Source organism: Zoogloea oryzae (assembly GCF_030161255.1).
Lineage (GTDB): Bacteria > Pseudomonadota > Gammaproteobacteria > Burkholderiales > Rhodocyclaceae > Zoogloea > Zoogloea oryzae.
Genome location: NZ_BSPX01000050.1, coordinates 18,744 through 34,485 on the forward strand (window position 1 = coordinate 18,744; position 15,742 = coordinate 34,485).

13 protein-coding genes are annotated in these 15,742 nt (G+C 67.3%); 6 read left to right on the forward strand and 7 right to left on the reverse strand.

Translation table 11 applies throughout. From position 1 onward, the window contains the following. Positions 1-29 precede the first annotated feature (29 nt). Positions 30-2,399: a phosphoenolpyruvate synthase gene (ppsA, locus tag QQK25_RS15380; RefSeq protein WP_284188720.1), complete on the reverse strand. Its 2,370-nt coding sequence runs from the start codon at positions 2,397-2,399 to the stop codon at positions 30-32. 228 nt (positions 2,400-2,627) lie between these two features. Between ppsA and ppsR the strand changes: the two genes are divergently transcribed. The 3 genes from ppsR to msrB all read left to right on the forward strand — a co-directional run bounded on the left by ppsR (position 2,628) and on the right by msrB (position 5,187). Then, on the forward strand, positions 2,628-3,452 hold the full coding sequence (ppsR, locus tag QQK25_RS15385) for a posphoenolpyruvate synthetase regulatory kinase/phosphorylase PpsR (RefSeq protein WP_153161601.1): 825 nt from the start codon (positions 2,628-2,630) through the stop codon (positions 3,450-3,452). Positions 3,453-3,553: 101 nt separating this feature from the next. Further along, positions 3,554-4,723, forward strand: a complete 1,170-nt coding sequence (locus QQK25_RS15390) for a DUF2863 family protein (protein WP_284188721.1) — start codon at positions 3,554-3,556, stop codon at positions 4,721-4,723. Between the two features lie 59 nt (positions 4,724-4,782). Continuing rightward, the gene (gene msrB / locus QQK25_RS15395) at positions 4,783-5,187 is read left to right on the forward strand and encodes a peptide-methionine (R)-S-oxide reductase MsrB (RefSeq protein WP_284188722.1); all 405 of its coding nucleotides are present in this window, start codon (positions 4,783-4,785) and stop codon (positions 5,185-5,187) included. 52 nt (positions 5,188-5,239) lie between these two features. Here msrB and QQK25_RS15400 read toward each other — a convergent pair whose 3' ends face one another. From QQK25_RS15400 to QQK25_RS15410, 3 genes are read right to left on the reverse strand one after another with little or no spacing between them, the layout of a single operon-like run. Then, positions 5,240-5,926 carry a DUF599 domain-containing protein gene (locus tag QQK25_RS15400; RefSeq protein WP_284188723.1) on the reverse strand — a complete coding sequence of 229 codons (687 nt, stop codon included), beginning with the start codon at positions 5,924-5,926 and terminating at the stop codon, positions 5,240-5,242. Beyond that, on the reverse strand, positions 5,923-6,876 hold the full coding sequence (locus QQK25_RS15405; RefSeq protein WP_284188724.1) for an alpha/beta fold hydrolase: 954 nt from the start codon (positions 6,874-6,876) through the stop codon (positions 5,923-5,925). The genes QQK25_RS15400 and QQK25_RS15405 overlap by 4 nt, the downstream gene beginning before the upstream one ends. 58 nt (positions 6,877-6,934) lie before the next feature. Next, positions 6,935-9,262 carry a DNA internalization-related competence protein ComEC/Rec2 gene (locus tag QQK25_RS15410; protein WP_284188725.1) on the reverse strand — a complete coding sequence of 776 codons (2,328 nt, stop codon included), beginning with the start codon at positions 9,260-9,262 and terminating at the stop codon, positions 6,935-6,937. Positions 9,263-9,393: 131 nt separating this feature from the next. Here QQK25_RS15410 and QQK25_RS15415 point away from each other — a divergent pair, with 131 nt between their 5' ends. Together QQK25_RS15415 and QQK25_RS15420 are read left to right on the forward strand one after the other, a co-directional pair. Continuing rightward, a complete protein-coding gene (locus QQK25_RS15415) occupies positions 9,394-9,933 on the forward strand; it encodes a DUF2062 domain-containing protein (protein ID WP_284188726.1) in 540 nt (179 codons plus the stop codon). After that, entirely contained in the window at positions 9,930-11,036 is a 1,107-nt protein-coding gene (locus tag QQK25_RS15420; protein WP_284188727.1) for a potassium channel family protein, read from the forward strand. Before QQK25_RS15415 ends, QQK25_RS15420 begins: the two co-directional genes overlap by 4 nt. A 79-nt stretch (positions 11,037-11,115) precedes the next feature. Here QQK25_RS15420 and QQK25_RS15425 read toward each other — a convergent pair whose 3' ends face one another. The 3 genes from QQK25_RS15425 to QQK25_RS15435 all read right to left on the reverse strand — a co-directional run bounded on the left by QQK25_RS15425 (position 11,116) and on the right by QQK25_RS15435 (position 15,251). After that, complete coding sequence (locus QQK25_RS15425; protein ID WP_284188728.1) at positions 11,116-13,137, reverse strand: methyl-accepting chemotaxis protein; 2,022 nt, start codon at positions 13,135-13,137, stop codon at positions 11,116-11,118. A gap of 184 nt (positions 13,138-13,321) precedes the next feature. Further along, positions 13,322-14,005 (reverse strand): lipoprotein-releasing ABC transporter ATP-binding protein LolD, encoded by a 684-nt coding sequence (lolD, locus tag QQK25_RS15430; protein WP_284188729.1) that lies wholly within the window; start codon positions 14,003-14,005, stop codon positions 13,322-13,324. Beyond that, on the reverse strand, positions 13,998-15,251 hold the full coding sequence (locus QQK25_RS15435; RefSeq protein WP_284188730.1) for a lipoprotein-releasing ABC transporter permease subunit: 1,254 nt from the start codon (positions 15,249-15,251) through the stop codon (positions 13,998-14,000). The genes lolD and QQK25_RS15435 overlap by 8 nt, the downstream gene beginning before the upstream one ends. Before the next feature lie 187 nt (positions 15,252-15,438). On the opposite strand from QQK25_RS15435, the gene QQK25_RS15440 reads away from it, so the two are divergent. Beyond that, on the forward strand, positions 15,439-15,742 hold a 304-nt coding region (locus QQK25_RS15440), incomplete at its 3' end, for an SH3 domain-containing protein (protein WP_284188731.1).

The window sequence follows — 15,742 nt, forward strand, 5'->3', positions numbered from 1 at the left end:
ATTTACTGCGTATCAGGTTTGAGGCTCGATCACTCGCCCTTGCCGTGGGCGGCCAGCTTCAGCCAGGTGTCGATCACGGTGTCCGGGTTGAGGGAGATGGTCTGGATGCCTTCGTCCATCAGCCACTCGGCCAGATCGGGGTGATCCGAAGGGCCCTGGCCGCAGATGCCGACATACTTGCCGAGCTTGTTGGCGCCCTGGATGGCCATCGACAGCAGCAGCTTGACCGCCGGGTCGCGCTCGTCGAAGGAGTGGGCAACCAGGCCGGAGTCGCGATCGAGGCCCAGGGTGAGCTGGGTCAGGTCGTTGGAGCCGATGGAGAAGCCGTCGAAGTACTGCAGGAACTGCTCGGCCAGCAGGGCGTTGGACGGGATCTCGCACATCATGATGAGCTTGAGGTCGTTCTCGCCCTGCTTGAGGCCGTGCTCGGCCAGCAGGTCGACCACGCCCTTGGCTTCGTCGAGGTTGCGGACGAAGGGCACCATCAGCTGCACGTTGGTGAGGCCCAGCTCATTGCGCACCTTCTTCATCGCGGCGCATTCCATCTCGAAGCAGTCGCGGAAGCTGTGGGCGATGTAGCGGGACGCGCCACGGAAGCCGAGCATGGGGTTTTCTTCTTCCGGCTCGTAGATCTCGCCGCCCAGCAGCTTGCGATATTCGTTCGACTTGAAGTCGGACAGACGCACGATGACGGGCTTCGGATAGAAGGCGGCGGCGATGGTGGCGACGCCTTCAACCAGCTTCTCGATGAAGAACTGCTTGGGCGTGGCGTAGCCGCGGGAGCGGCGCAGGATCTCGCTGCGCAGGCTGGCCGGCACCTGGTTGATCTCGAGGATCGCCTTGGGGTGGATGCCGATCATGTTGTTGATGACGAACTCGAGGCGGGCAAGGCCCACGCCGCCGTTCGGGATCTGGGCGAACTCGAAGGCCAGCTCCGGGTTGCCGACGTTCATCATGATCTTGACGGGGATGTCGGGCAGGTTGCCGGTGTCGGTGGTGACCACTTCGAAATCCAGCTTGCCGCGATACACGTAGCCGGTGTCGCCTTCGGCGCACGAGACGGTGACTTCGTCGTTCTCGTCCAGCACTTCGGTGGCGTTGCCGCAGCCGACGATGGCCGGGATGCCCAGCTCACGGGCGATGATCGCCGCGTGGCAGGTACGGCCGCCGCGGTTGGTGACGATGGCGGAGGCGCGCTTCATCACCGGCTCCCAGTTCGGGTCGGTCATGTCGGTGACGAGCACGTCGCCGGCCTTCACGCGGTCCATCTCGGAGGCGTCCTTGACGATGCGGACGTTGCCGGCGCCGATCTTCTGGCCGATGGCGCGACCGTGGGTGAGGGACTTGCCGTACTGCTTGAGGCGGTACTTCTCCATCACGTGGCCGGACTGCTGGCTCTTCACGGTTTCCGGGCGGGCCTGGAGGATGTAGAGCTTGCCGTCGTCGCCGCTCTTGCCCCACTCGATGTCCATCGGGCGGCCGTAGTGCTGCTCGATGATCATGGCGTAGCGGCCCAGCTCGAGCACGTCGGCGTCGGTCAGGGAGTAAACATTGCGGTCGGCTTCGGGCACGTCGATGGTGCGGGTGGACTTGCCGGCTTCCTTCTTGTCGGCAAACACCATCTTGATGAGCTTGGAGCCCAGGTTGCGGCGGATGACCGCGGGCTTGCCCTGGGCCAGGGTGGCCTTGTGCACGTAGAACTCATCGGGGTTCACCGCGCCCTGCACGACGGTTTCGCCGAGGCCGTAGGAGGCGGTGATGAACACCACGCCGTCGAAGCCGGATTCGGTGTCCATCGTGAACATCACGCCGGAGGCGCCGATGTCGGAGCGGACCATGCGCTGCACGCCGGCCGAGAGGGCGACTTCAGCGTGGGTGAAGCCCTTGTGCACGCGGTAGGCGATGGCGCGGTCGTTGTACAGCGACGCGAACACTTCCTTGATGGCGTGCAGGATGTTCTCGTAGCCGTGGATGTTCAGGAAGGATTCCTGCTGGCCGGCGAAGGACGCATCGGGCAGATCCTCGGCGGTGGCGGAGGAACGCACGGCAAAGCTGCCGTCACCTTCGGCGGTGAGCTGCTCGTAGGCAGCCTTGATCTCGGCTTCGAGTTCCGGCGGGAAGGGGGTATCGACGATCCACTGGCGGATCTGGGCGCCGTTCTTGGCGAGGGCCACGACGTCATCCACGTCCAGGGTGGCCAGGGCGGCGCTGATGCGGTCGGCCAGGCCCTGATGGGACAGGAACTTGCGATAGGCGTCGGCGGTGGTGGCAAAGCCGCCGGGCACGCGCACGCTGGCGGGCAGCTGGCTGATCATCTCGCCGAGGGAGGCGTTCTTGCCGCCAACCTGCTCGACATCGGTCATGCGGAGTTCTTGGAACGGAATGACGTTACGGGCCATGAAAAATCTTCCTGGGAGAAATTGAAAACAGATATGGAATGCTTTTCTGCTGCGCATTGTATGAGGTTTGCTGCTGCGCCACATTGAGGGTTTATCCCAATGCGTGCAGCCTGCCACGCACCGATCCGGGGCGACTTCACCGGCTTGCGGGGGCTGGAATGGGATAAGATGCTCCATTGCCCGGCACAGGCCGCGCGCGCGATTCCGACTATTTCTGCTGCCACATCCATGAGCCAGACCCGCCACGTTTTCTTCATCTCCGACGGCACCGGCATCACCGCCGAAACCCTCGGCCACAGCCTGCTCGCCCAGTTCCCCGACACCCGCTTCCGCAACCACCGCCTGCCCTTCATCGACAGCACCGACAAGGCCCGCGACTGCGTGCAGCGGATCAAGGACGCGGCCATCGAAAGCGGCATCCGCCCGATCGTCTTCAACACCCTGGTCGACCCGAGCGCCGTCGCTGCGCTGCGTGAGGCCGACGCCCTGTTCCTCGACCTGTTCGAGAAGTTCATCGAGCCCCTCGAGAACGAGCTGGGCCAGCGCTCCACCCACGCCGCCGGCCGCTTCCACGGCATCGCCGACAGCCAGGACTACAAGAAGCGCATCGAGGCGATCAACTTCACCCTCGCCCACGACGACGGCGTCTCCCACGCCGATCTGGCCGAGGCCGACGTGATCCTGGTCGGCGTGTCCCGCTCCGGCAAGACGCCCACCAGCCTGTATCTGGCGATGCAGTTCGGCATCAAGGCCGCCAACTACCCGCTGATCCCCGAAGACTTCGAGCGTAACCGCCTGCCGGTCGAGCTCACCCGCTACCGCGGCAAGCTGTTCGGCCTCACCATCGGGCCCGACCGCCTCTCGCAGATCCGCCAGGAACGCCGGCCCAACAGCCGCTACGCGTCCCTCGAAAACTGTCTGCACGAGATCGAATCCGCCCAGCGCATGATGAAGCGCGAAGGCATCAAGTGGCTCGACTCCACCGCCAAGTCCATCGAAGAAATCTCCACCATCATCCTGCAGGAAGTCCGACTCGACCCGCAGTCCTACTAAAAGGAAAGACCGCCGCGCCGCCCGCCCGGCCTGCCCGATGGCAGCCGGGGATCGTGGCGCCCGCGGCGCGGTCAAACCCCTGAATCAACAAGGAGAGCCCGATGAAACGTAACCGACTCGGTCGCCGTGGCGGACTGCCGCGGGACGCCGAACAACTCCTGTGGCTCGCCAACGGCCTGGCCGAATCCAGCAGCCGTGCCGAAGACCACTTCTGGGACCAGCGCCTCGCCGGCGCCGTGGACGCCCTGCTCCGTGCCGAGGACGAAGACGCCCTCAACACCGCGCTGGATCACCTCTCCACCGCCAGCGCCCACGCCTACGACGAGCTCGCCGACATGATCGAGTCCCGGGCCGAAGGCGCGCTGAAGTCCGACGAGCAGCACGACGTGCTCCTCATCGCCTGCCCGGTGATGGCCTGGAGCCGCTACCGCATCCCCGCCACCCCCATCGCCGCCGCGGTGATGGCCAACCTGCGGGTGCATCTCAAGGCCCACATCCTGGCCAAGGACGTGAAGCTGGCCCTGGCCGACTTCCTGTTCAGCCCGGATCAGCTGCCCCAGGGCTACTGCGCCACCGCCGACTTCGCCACCCACCTGGGCAAGGCCGCCGGCACCGACACCGATCTGCACATCAAGACCGACAACCTGCCCGAGACGGCCCAGTTCCTGTCCGACAACCGCTACCTGCTGGGCGCGGTGATCGTGCCCAAGGGCGCGCCGATCTTCCGCTGGCAGGAAGAAGACTGCACTCGCGAACAGGCCCTGGACCAATGGCGCGCCCAGGGTGGCGCCTGCGTCGCCCCGCTGCTCACCGGCTGTGCCTTCGAGGTGGTGCTGCCCAACGCCTACTTCGCCGCCAGCCGCGAGGCCGACAAGGCTTCTCGCCCGTACTCGATCCAGGCCTCGGTGGCCTTCCTGTCCACCACGCTGGATACGCCGGCGGCCGGCCTGCGGGCCGTGGTCGCCCCGTTCTTCGAGCGCCAGGTCGAGGAGTTCCGCATCGGCTTCACCCGCCGCGGCGGCAACGACGTGGTGCATGGCGTGGTGTGGCCGCTGCTGGGCGCCGAGGACGAGAGCAGCGAGACCCTCGCCGAGATCGAATCGACCCTTCGCAGCTGCGGCATCGCCGACATCCTGGTGCTCGACAACGAGTTTCCGATGGAATACTGCGACGACTGTGGCGCGCCCATGTACCCCTCGCCCGAGGGCGAAGCGGTGCACGCCGAGCTGCCCGAAGAGCAGGCCGAGCAGATGCCCAAGCACCTGCACTGAGCATCAGCGGGCCGGCTTCAACCGGCCCGTTTCGTTTTCCCCCAACCCGAGAGACTGCCATGAGCCGAAAGATCGAAAAGACCGACGCCGAATGGCGCGCCCAGCTGAGCCCCGAGGAATTCGAAGTCACCCGCAAGAAGGGCACCGAGCGGGCCTTCACCGGCCGCTACTGGGATTGCCACGAACAAGGCCAGTACCGCTGCGTGTGCTGCGGGGCCGACCTGTTCTCGTCCGAGCACAAGTTTGACTCGGGCTGCGGCTGGCCCAGCTTCTACGCCCCGGCCGCCCCTGAAAACGTCGAGGAAGCCGAGGACCGCAGCCACTTCATGCTGCGTACCGAGGTGCTGTGCCACGACTGCGGCGCCCACCTGGGCCACGTCTTCGAGGACGGCCCCGCCCCCACCGGGCTGCGCTACTGCATCAACTCGGCGGCGGTGAAGCTGGAGCAGGACGGCGACGCGTAAATAATCGACGCCTGAAAAAAACGGAACAGCCCGCGGAGGGCTGTTTTGTCGTTCAGATGCGCATCGCGTCCAGCGTCTTGGAGCGGAAATCCCGCCGGTACAGCACCAGCACGATGCAGCTGGTGGTGGCAAAGAACAGCCAGGGCTGCACGAACCACGACACCGCCGCCAGCCCGAAGTAATACGCCCGGATGCCCCGGTTGAACTCGTCGCCAGAGAGCGAGTTGATGCGGGCAAAGCGCTGGGCGAACTCCTCGGTACCTTCGCCCGGCGGCGGCGCCGCGCCGATCAGGATCGACAGCATGTTGAACTGGCGCAGCGACCACGTGAACTTGAAGTACGCCACGATGAAGATCGTCAGCAGCAGGAGCAGCTTCACCTCCCACACGTCCCGCGACACGTGGCGGGCAAACGGCAGGTCGGCCGCCGCATCGATGAGCTTGTCCATCGCCCCGAGCAGCGCCAGCAGGCCGGCGATCACGTAGATGGTGGTGTTGGCGTAGAACGACACGCTCTGCATCAGGTTGCCGATCAGTGCCGAATCGGCCACCCGCACCTCACGCCGCAGCATCTGACGGCCCCACTCGAGGCGGAAATGGTGGCTCGCACCGAGCAGCCCCCGGGTACTGCCGCCCTTCCCGTGCTCCACCACCCAGCCGTAGCCGATCCAGCACATCAGAAACCAGCCCAGCGCGATCCAGTCGGGCAAGGAGAAGGCCGCGAGCCAGCCACCGCTCATGCGCGCCCCGCCAGCAGGAAATCGCGGACCGGCGCGATCTGCGCAGGGTCCATCAGCGTGGGGGCGTGGCCGACATCCGGCACTTCGACGAGGCTCGCCTTCGGCCCACGGGCGCTCATCTGCCGGGCCGTATCGGCCAGCAGCAGGTCAGATTCGGCCCCGCGCACCACCAGTGTCGGGCAGCTGATCGCTTCGTACACCGGCCACAGATCCACATCCGCCACCAGCGGCGTCTTGCGGAAGGGCTCGCCGATGCCCGGGTCGTAGCGCATCGCCCAGCCGCCTTCCACCGGCTTCACCGAGGTTTCGGAGAGATGCCGCCACTGGGCGTCGGTCAGCCGGCCAAAGGGCGCGCTTACCTCGCGGATGTAGGCCTCCGCAGCATCAAAGCTGGGGAACACCGGTGCGTTGCCCACGTACTGGCCGATGCGGCGCAGGGAGCTGACGGTGATCACCGGGCCCACGTCGTTGAGCACCAGCCGGCGGATCGGGTTCTCGGGCATGCTGGCGACGAGCATGCCGATCAGCCCGCCCATCGAGGTGCCCACCCAATGCACCGTCTCCACGTTGAGGCGGGCGATCAGGGTGATCATGTCGGCCACGTAGGTGGGCAGCTGGTAGTCATCCTTCACCGCCAGCCAGCCGCTCTGGCCGCGCCCCACCACGTCGGGGCAGACCACCCGGTAATACGGCGCCATCGCCCGGGCCAGGTCGTCGAAATCCCGGCCGTTGCGGGTCAGGCCATGCACGCACAGCAGCACCCGCGGATTGGCCGGGTCGCCCCATTCGGTGTAGGCCATGCGGTGAAAACCATGGGCGCCAATGCACTGCACGCTGCGCTGGCGCGGCTCGAACCAGGTTGGCGCAGGCGGTTGGGAGGTGGGTTCGATGGGCGCGGGTGGCGCGGGCTGAGCACTGAAAAGCTGGCGGAGGGCGGCAAGGAGGCTCATGGTCACTGAAGCAGATTCGAGACCGCCAAGCATAGCACCTGCAGGCAGCGCCCCGGTTTCAGCGCCCGTGCCAGTAGCGCGGCGCAAGCGCCCGGGCGCCCAGGGGTTGCGGCTCGGCCTCGCCCAGGGTGAACAGGATCGCGCCACCTGCGTCGGTGCGCAGCATGCCCGCCCCCGACGCCGCCCACCGCGTCCACACCTCGCCGTTGGGATGGCGGAAGCGGTTGAGATAACCCACCGGAAAGATCGCCCAGCGCGGCCGGGTCGCCGCCACGAAGGCCGCGGTCGACGAAGTTCGGCTGCCGTGATGGGGCACCACCACCACGTCGCTGGCGAGGGCGTCGGCGTCCCGGGCGATCAGCGCCGCCTCGGAAACCGCCTCGATGTCGGAGGTGAGCAGCAGCGTGCGACCGCCCGCCTCCACCCGCAGCACGCAGGCGATGTCGTTGGTCTTCTTCGGCACCGCGTCGCTGGCCTCGGCCGGGTGGAGCAACGTGAAGCGCACGCCATCCCAGTCCCAGCCCTGGCCGGCCGCACAGGGCACATCCCGCGGGCCGGCGATCACTCGCGCCGGGTGGTTGGGCGGCAGCGAGCTGCGCACCTCGCCCACCGGCAAGCCGGTCAGCACCGCCTCGGCGCCGCCGGCGTGGTCGTTGTCCTGGTGGGTGACCACCAGCGTGTCGAGCCGGCGCACGCCGATCGCCCGCAGGTAGGGCAGCAGGATGCGCTCGCCGCTGTTGGCGTCGGCCGAAAACGCCGGGCCGGTGTCGAAGATCAGGTCATGCCCGGCCGTCTGCACATGCACCGCCAGCCCCTGGCCCACGTCCAGCACCGCCACCCTCGCCTCGCCCGGCACCGGCCGGGCCGGCGACCACAGCAGCAGCGGCACCAATGGAACCAGCCCCACCCAGCGGGCCGGGGTGCCCCGGGGCAGCAACGCCCACAGGCAACCGAGCACGGCCAGCACCGCCAGCACCGGCGGTGGCGCCGCCTGCTGCCAGGCCGCCCAGGGCAGCTCGGCCAGCCATCGCACCGGCAGCATCGTCAGCGCGAAGGCGCCATGGGCCAGGTCGGCGAACATCTGCAGCGGAAACACCGCATACGCCAGCGCCAGGGGCGTGACGACGAAGCTCACCAGCGGAATCGCGATGGCGTTGGCCAGCGGCGACACCACCGAAAACTGCTGGAAGAGCAGCAGCAAGGCCGGCAGCAGACCCAGGGTGATCGCCCACTGGGCGCGCAGGGCGCCAAGGATGCGGCCGTCCTGCCCCAGCCGCCCGCTGCTCACCAGGAACAGCAGCGCCACCGCCCCGAACGACAGCCAGAAACCCGCCGCCAGCACCGCCCACGGGTCGATCACCAGCACCACACCAAGGGCTACCGCCAGCACCCGGCCGGGCGCCGTTTCGCGCCGCAGGCCGATCGCCAGTGCGACGCAGCCGAGCATGTAGAGCGTGCGCTGGGCCGGCACGCCCCAGCCGGCGAGCAGGCAATAGCCCAGCGCCGCGAAGAAGCCCGCCGTCACCGCCGCCTGCTGGGCCGGCCAGCGCAGGGCCAGGGCCGGCGCACGGCGCCAGATCGCCCCCACGCCAGCGGCAAACAGGGCCGCCACCATCGTCACGTGCAGCCCGCTGATCGCCACCAAGTGGGAGATGCCGGTCGTCGCAAATACCTTCCACAGCTCGGCCGGGATGGCACGCTGGTCGCCCACCGCCAGCGCCACCAGCACGCCGGCGTAGGGCGCATCCGGCAGCGCGGCCCGGAAGCGCGCCCGGATGCCTTCGCGCAGGCGCTCGACACCATTCATCAGCCCCGGCACGAAGGCGGCCACCCGCCGGTTGGACTCTGCCGGTCGCACGCTGCCGGTGGCCCGGATGCCCTGCTGGAGCAGCCAGCCCTCGTAGTCGAACCCGTGGGGATTGACGTTGCCGTGGGGCCGCTTGAGGCGCACCGTGAGCTGCCAGCGCTCGCCGGCGTGGATCTCGGGCAGGCTGTGCAGCTCGTCGTCCCGATAACCCTTGTACCAGGCCAGCGAGATCCGCCGAGGCACCGGCGCCGAACTTTCCTCCACCTCGAAGACAAAGCGCAGGCCACGCTCGAAATCCTGGGGCAGACTGGCGATCACACCGGTCACCTGCACGTCGCGGCCTTCCAGTTCGCCGGGCAGCGCGTCGGCAAGCCGCAGCTCGGCCCGCCAGCCCGCGTAGCTCCAGCCGATCGCCGCACCCGCAATTGCGAGCAGCAGCCCGCGAACGACGCCGCGCGCCGAAAGACCCCACACCAGCGCACCCAAAAGCAGGCCCACGCCCAGCGCGCTGCCCATTTCAAGCGGCGACGGCAGCGCCACCCCGAGCTGGCACACCAGAATGCCAGCCGCAAATGCCACAACGATAATTCCCATAACCCGGAATCTAGCCGAAAACGGGCGTTCCGTGCGGCCGACACCAACTCGGATCGAGTCGGTTAGAATCCCTGATGGAGACAAGGTCATCATCGTTCGGCGATGACCACACAGACATGCGACGACTGCTCAAGCGCTACTTGCCGGACCACGAGACGCTCGCCGCCAACCGCTGGCTTGCGCCTTTTGGAACGACCCTGTTCCACCCCCGCCTGTGGCACCTCAACCGCCACTCCGCAGCCGGCGCGGTGGCCGTCGGCATGTTCTGCGGGCTGATTCCCGGCCCCTTCCAGATGCTCGGCGCGGCGCTGTGCTGCATGGTTTTTCGCGTCAATCTTCCGCTGGCGCTCTTCACAACCCTCTACACGAATCCGTTTACCATCCTGCCCCTTTACGTGGCCGCCTTTGCCATCGGCGAGTGGATTCTCGGGCCCGGGGCCGGTCACTTCACCGCGCCGCCCGAATGGGGCGCAGGCAGCCTGGCCAGCTGGCTCGACGCGCTGCTGGCGTGGGTCGCCGGGCTCGGCAAGCCGCTCTTTCTCGGGCTGGTGGTGCTGGCCTCAGGGCTGTCGCTCGCCGGCTACCTGCTGACCCGCGTCGCCTGGCGCAGTTATCTCATCCACCAGTGGCGCAAGCGCCGGAACAGTCTGACTTGAAGATCGCCTATCTCATCGCCCTGCTCCGCCGCCTGCTGCACCTCCGGCGGCGCCCGAAGGCCGTTGCAGTCACGCCCAACGGCCGGCGCACCAGCCAGCTGCCGCGCATCCTGCTGCGCATCTACTTCGCCGCCGGTTTTCTGGTGGCGCTGATGGCCGTCGGCACCGCCGGCTTCTACTACGCCGGCGGCGACAATGCGAGCTTCTCCGACGCCTTCTACATGACGATCATCACCGTCACCACGGTGGGCTACGGCGAGATCGTGCAGATCGACGGCTTTGCCGAACGCCTCTTCGCCGGCCTCATCGCCCTGGCCGGCTTCGGTGCGGTGACCTTCCTCTTTACCAGCCTGACCGTTTTCTTCCTCGAAAGCGACCTCGATTACACCCTGCGGAGACGACGCATGGAAAAGCAGATTCGCAAGCTCCACGGCCACTACATCATCTGCGGTTTCGGCCGGGTCGGCCGCAACGTGGCCAACGAGCTCACCACAACCCACCGCCACTACGTGGCCATCGACGCCGACGAGGCGGCCATGGAAGCCCAGCGGGAACGTCTGCCCGGCCTGGTTTATCTGGGTGGCGACGCCAGCGACGACGATCTGCTGATATCGGCCGGCATCATGGACGCCCAGGGCGTATTCGCCGTCACCGGCGACGACAGCCGCAACCTGATGATCGTGTTCACCGCCAAGCAGCTCAACCCGAACATCCGCATCGTTGCCCGCTGCCACGAGGTGCGCAACGCCGAGAAGCTGCGCAAGGCCGGCGCCGACAGCGTGATCTCACCGGATTTCACCGGTGGCATGCGGATCGCATCCAGCATGATCCGCCCCCACGTGGTGTCCTTCCTGGACGAAATGCTGCGCTCCGAACTCAAGCTGCGCCTGGAGGAGATCCGCGTACCCGACAACTTCGAGCCCCGCGCGCTGGATACCCTGCGCCTGCGCAGCCCCAACTACGTGCTGCTGGCGGTGCGCAAGGATGGCGAAGTGGTCTTCAATCCGACCAAGGAATTCATGCTGGCCCCGGGCCAGCTGGTCATCGCGATGGCCTCACCGCTGGGCCGGCAGGAACTCGAAAACGCGCTGCTGCCCGACTGAACCGGCCCCACAAACAGAAACGCCCCGGCATGCAGCGTCGCACACCGGGGCGTTTCCGTTTCGGGCCGAAGCCCAGCGATCAGATCTGGAAGTGGGACACCTCGGCCCGCAGCTGCTGGGCCAGCCCTTCAAGCCGATGGGCGGTGTTGGCGGTATCGCGCACCGCGGCGCTGTTCTGCTCGGCCATCTGGGCGATGCGCTCCACGTTGCGGGCGATCTCGGTGCTCGCAGCCCCTTGCTCCCGCAGCGCGGCGGAGATGTCGGCGACCGCACCGACCACCTGGGTGGCGCCAGCGTGGATCTGGTTCATCGCATTGCCGGCCTGACCGGCCAGCACGACGCCATCCTGCACCCGGGTCACGCCATCCTGCATGGTCGCCACGGCCTTTTCGGTGCCGTTCTGGATCGACACCACCATGCCGGTGATCTCGCCGGTGGCCTTGGCGGTACGCTCGGCCAGCTTGCGCACCTCGTCGGCCACCACCGCAAAGCCGCGGCCGCTCTCACCGGCCCGGGCCGCCTCGATGGCGGCGTTGAGGGCCAGCAGGTTGGTCTGGTCGGCGATCTCCTTGATCGAATTGACGATGGCCGAGATCTGGGTGGATTGATCGCCGAGCTGCTGGATCACCTGGGCAGAATCGCGCACCGAACTGGCGATGCGCTCCATCTCGGTCACCGTCCGCGCAACCACCGCGCCGCCTTCCGACGACAGCCGGCCCGACGACGACGAAATGCCTTCGGCCTCGGATGCGCTGCTGGCGATCTCCTCGATCCCCACCGTCATCTCCTCGACCGCCGCCGCCATACTGGAGGCCGCGCTGCTCTGCTGCTCGGAGCCCGACGAAACCTGCGAAGCCGAATGGGCCAGCACCTCGGCGGCCTTCGCCACATCGTTGGCCCCGCCCTGCACCTTGCCGATCACCACCGCCACCGCCTGGGCCATCTCGTTGAACTGGTCGGCCACCAGACGCAATTCGTCCTGCGCAGAGAACTCGATGCGCGAGCGCAGATCGCAGTTGGCGAGCGCCTGGGCGCCGGATCTGAGCTCGTTGACCGACTGCAACACCGCCACACAGAAGCCGGCGGACAGATAAAGCAGCAGCAGCAGGGCCGCCCCCGCGATGACCGCGTCGATGGTGAAGGAACGCTGGTGGGCGGCGATACGCGCCTTCAGCAGGGCATCCACCGACGGAATGAGCTCGTCGTAGGTCTTGGCGTAGGTCATGTCGATGGCCTGGGTGACGAGATCGAAATACGCCTTGGGTGCCATTTCGAAATCGCCCTTCAGGATGCGCTCCTGCAGCGCATTGATGACCTGCGAGGCGACGGCGTTGAACTCCTTGCCGAGCTTCTCGAGGGAGCCGCGGAGCGCCGGATTGGCCACCGCCGCCCGATCGAGGTTCTCGTTGAAATCCGCCAGGGTCATGTTCAGCTCGCCCAGCTGGGTGCTGATGTCGAAGCGCCGCTGGTCGTCCAGGGCCTTCGCGGCGAGCACGCCGGTCCCCATCGCGCGCAGGCGGCCGAGGCGTTCCGAAACATCCGGCACCCGGCGGACCACGTTGTCGATCAGGTAGTAGGTGTCGGCCGACGGGTCGAGGGTCAGGTTGCCGTCGTCGCCCAGGTCATGCAGCGTGAGCATGACCTTGCGGATCAGGGCGGTGTGGGCAAGCAGGTTGTCCCGCGGCTTCATCTGCAGGCCGCCCGACTCCAGTGCCGACCAGTCCTTGCGCGCATCCGGCCAGCGTTTGACGGCCGATCGGGCCGACATGCCGGCAAAGGCTTCGTCTGCAGCCTTGAAGGCGGCCGCCACGTCGGCGGTCTTCTTCTGCAGCGGCGCGCGCATGTCTTCGTTGCCATTGAGCAAGCCGGAGGACAGCCCCCGGTGCTGCTGGCTCGTCTGGATCACCTTGAGCAGACGCGGAACCACCCCCAGCGCCTCGACCTCCCTCTCGGCGAAGTCGATGTTTTCGCGAAGGGTCAGGGCAAGCTGGGCCAGCAGGGTTCCAATCACCAGCAGCGCGATCACCCCGAGCAGGGCAAATTTCTTGGGGTAGCGCATTCGGTTGAGCAGAGCAACCGCGGGGGCGAATAGTGCGTTCATGGTGTCTCCGGTAAATCACCGCCGGGACCACCACGGGCCCGGGTGGGCCTATATCGACACAGCTCCCCGTAAACTTAAGAAACCCCGCTCAATAAATGGTTATATCGCGCACCTTGCGCAGCCGGCGATCAGGCGCCGGAAATTCCCACTTCGCATTCAAATGTCAGCCGCGCCAGACAACCGCTCAGGCGCCGGTCTCGAGCACCCCATCCTGCAGACGCAGCACGCGGCTCGCCCGGGCTGCCAGTTGGGGATCGTGGGTGACGATCACGAAGCCCGTGCCCTGCTGTTCGGCGAGCTCCAGCATCAGCGCAAACACCTTCTCGGCGGTCTGGCGATCCAGGTTGCCGGTGGGCTCGTCGGCCAGCACACAGGCCGGCTTGGTGACCAGCGCCCGCGCGATGGCCGCCCGCTGGCGTTCGCCGCCGGAGAGCTCGCCCGGCGTGTGATCCAGCCGATGACCGAGGCCGACGGCCTTGAGCGTCTCGGCGGCCCGCGCCAGCGCCTCGTCCTTCGGCATCCGCCGCACGAAGAGCGGCATCGCCACGTTCTCGACAGCCGAGAACTCGGCCAGCAGATGGTGGAACTGGTAGATGAAGCCCAGCGACTCGTTGCGCAGGCGGCCCCGCTCGGCATCCGAGATCGTCGAAAAATCCCGCCCCAGCAGCTTCACCTCGCCCGCCGACGGCACATCCAGCCCACCCAGCAGATGGAGCAGCGTGCTCTTGCCGGAGCCGGACGAGCCGACCACCGCCACCCGCTCGCCGGGTGCTACCGACATGGTCACGCCGCGCAGCACCTCCACCGCATCCACCCCTTCGCGGAACGACTTGGAGAGCCCGCGGCATTCGATCACGGCATCACTCATAGCGCAGGGCCTCCGCCGGGTTGAGACGCGACGCCCGCCAGCTCGGGTAGAGCGTCGCCACGAGGGTCAGCACGAAGGACACCACGGTGATCGCGATCACGTCGGACCACAGCAGCTCGGACGGCAGGTCGGAGATGTAATAGACGTCCTTGGCCAGGAACTGCACACCGAAGAACTGCTCGATGGCCGGCACCACCACGTCGATGTTGAGCGCCAGCGCCACGCCAGCCGCCACGCCGAGACCAAGCCCGATGAAGCCGATCAGCGCGCCCTGGATCACGAAGATGCCCATGATCGAACCCGGGCTCGCCCCCAGGGTGCGCAGGATGGCGATGTCGGCCTGCTTGTCCTGTACCGCCATCACCAGCGTCGACACGATGTTGAAGGCCGCCACCGCCACGATCAGCAGCAGGATGATGAACATCACGTTCTTCTCGATCTGCACCGCGCGGAAGAAGTTGGCGTGGCTGCGCGTCCAGTCCGACACCATCGTGTCGGCGTCCAGATAGCGCGGCAGCTCCCGCGCCACCCGCGGCGCCTCGAAGAGATCATCCAGCTTGAGGCGCACGCCGGAGACACGATCCTCCATCCGGTACAGCGTCTGGGCGTCCTGCAGATGCACCAGCGCCAGGCTGGAGTCGTACTCGTACATCCCCACTTCAAAGATGCCCACCACCCTGAACTGCTTGAGCCGCGGCAGGATCGCTGCCGGCGTCACCAGGCCCTGGGGCGCGATCAGCGTCACCTTGTCGCCGGTGGATACCCGCAGCGCCCGGGCCAGATCGGCGCCGAGCACGATGCCGAACTCGCCGGCGCGCAGGTCGTCGAGCTGGCCGAAGCGCATGTGCTTGGCAAACTCCGCCACCTTGTCCTCGGCGTCGGGCAGGATCCCGCGCACCAGCGTGCCGCGCACGGTCTGGTCGAAGGACAGCATGGCCTGGGCCTGCACGAAGGGCGCCGCGGCGCGTACGCGGGGGTGCTTCGCCGCCTCGTCGGCGATGCGCTGCCAGTTGGCAAGCTCGCCGTCGTAGCCGCTCACCTGCACGTGGGACGCCACACCCAGGATGCGCGTGCGCAGTTCGCGCTGAAAGCCGTTCATCACCGACAGCACGACAATCAGCGCCGCCACGCCCAGGGCGATGCCCAGCATCGAGACCAGCGAGATGAAGGAGATAAATCGATTGCGGCCCTGCGCCCGCCGCTTGGAGCGGGTGTAGCGCAGGCCGACCAGGAATTCATAAGACATCGGCTATGGAACCAGAAACGCCGGCACCCGGCGCAGGGGCGCATTGTGCCGCAGTTAGCCGATTTGAACGAGGGGCGCCATCCGCCCCGCCACCGTGACGCCCTGCGCTGCCGCCCGCCGGTCGCTTTGCCAAGCCCGCGCCGACTGCCGTAAGCTCCCGTCAGCCCAACATCATCGGCCTGCCGCCATGCGCCCCAGCAAGTCCGCGATCTTCCTGTCCCTGTGCCTTGCCTCGATGGCCGCGCTCGCCGCCGACACGGCCACCCTCACCGCTCCCGAAAAACTCCGCACCGACCCGACCCCTTACGCGCCGGTCGTCAGCACGGTGCACCGCCTCGCCACCGTGCGCATCGTGGATGAGCGCCGGGACTGGTATCAGGTTGAAGCCGACGGCGGCCGCAGCGGCTGGCTGCCGCGCCAGAGCCTGCAGCTCGACACGCCGGCACCCGCCGTTGCCAGCGGCAGCCCGCCCGCTGCCGGCAGCGACGCCC

Excerpts from the sequence above, each read along its gene's own strand:
- QQK25_RS15400 (WP_284188723.1), bottom strand. The coding sequence starts at position 5,926 with ATGAGCGGTGGCTGGCTCGCGGCCTTCTCCTTGCCCGACTGGATCGCG.
- QQK25_RS15390 (WP_284188721.1), top strand. The coding sequence starts at position 3,554 with ATGAAACGTAACCGACTCGGTCGCCGTGGCGGACTGCCGCGGGACGCC.
- ppsA (WP_284188720.1), bottom strand. The coding sequence starts at position 2,399 with ATGGCCCGTAACGTCATTCCGTTCCAAGAACTCCGCATGACCGATGTC.
- lolD (WP_284188729.1), bottom strand. The coding sequence starts at position 14,005 with ATGAGTGATGCCGTGATCGAATGCCGCGGGCTCTCCAAGTCGTTCCGC.
- ppsR (WP_153161601.1), top strand. The coding sequence starts at position 2,628 with ATGAGCCAGACCCGCCACGTTTTCTTCATCTCCGACGGCACCGGCATC.
- QQK25_RS15435 (WP_284188730.1), bottom strand. The coding sequence starts at position 15,251 with ATGTCTTATGAATTCCTGGTCGGCCTGCGCTACACCCGCTCCAAGCGG.
- QQK25_RS15425 (WP_284188728.1), bottom strand. The coding sequence starts at position 13,137 with ATGAACGCACTATTCGCCCCCGCGGTTGCTCTGCTCAACCGAATGCGC.
- QQK25_RS15405 (WP_284188724.1), bottom strand. The coding sequence starts at position 6,876 with ATGAGCCTCCTTGCCGCCCTCCGCCAGCTTTTCAGTGCTCAGCCCGCG.
- msrB (WP_284188722.1), top strand. The coding sequence starts at position 4,783 with ATGAGCCGAAAGATCGAAAAGACCGACGCCGAATGGCGCGCCCAGCTG.
- QQK25_RS15415 (WP_284188726.1), top strand. The coding sequence starts at position 9,394 with ATGCGACGACTGCTCAAGCGCTACTTGCCGGACCACGAGACGCTCGCC.